At 67.7% G+C, this 641-nt stretch carries 1 protein-coding gene; it reads left to right on the top strand.

Translation table 11 applies throughout. The annotated features are described in order from the left end of the window. Positions 1-150: 150 nt before the first annotated feature. On the top strand, positions 151-641 hold a 491-nt coding region (locus tag H9623_RS19140; RefSeq protein ID WP_321575558.1), incomplete at its 3' end, for an FtsX-like permease family protein.

Below are 641 nucleotides of genomic sequence, written 5' to 3' on the forward strand. Positions count from 1 at the left end.
GAGCTCGAGTCAGGCCGATGGCCCCGGCCGGGTGAGGCACTCATCTCGTCCGCGTTGGTCGATGTGCTCGGGTTCACGTCCTCGACCGGCTCGGTCGACGCGGGTTCTCGCCAGTGGGCTGTCGTCGGAACGTTCCGTACGCGCGGCGCGGTGCCTGAGCTCGAGAGCGGCGTCGTAGCTGCGGCGACCACCGCCGATGTCGCGCGAACGCTCTATGTGACCTCCGAACCCGGACGCGATGTCGCCCGGGTGCAGCAGATCGCACTGAGCATCGTCGCTCCCGCGGCGCTCAATGACGTCTCCGTCCAGGCACCTGACATCCTCGCCGGCCTCCAGGACAGCGTCGGTGAGGACCTCGGTACCTTCGCGGGGAACCTTCTGCTTATCGTCTTGTCGGGCGGTGCTGTCCTGACGGTGATGGTTGTGTCGGCAGACGTCCTCGTGCGTCGGTCCGATCTTGGGCGGCGACGAGCGTTGGGGGCCTCCAGGCAGGCAGTTGCGCTTCTGATCATGACGCAAACTGCCGCCGCAGCGGGCACCGGGGCGATACTCGGGACCGCGATCGGGGCACTAGCCGGCGCGACCTGGGCTACGACGCCTCCGGCGGTGTTTCTCATCGGGACCGCTACGCTGTCTCTTCT

The sequence above is a fragment of the Oerskovia douganii genome (assembly GCF_015142735.1).
Lineage (GTDB): Bacteria > Actinomycetota > Actinomycetes > Actinomycetales > Cellulomonadaceae > Oerskovia > Oerskovia douganii.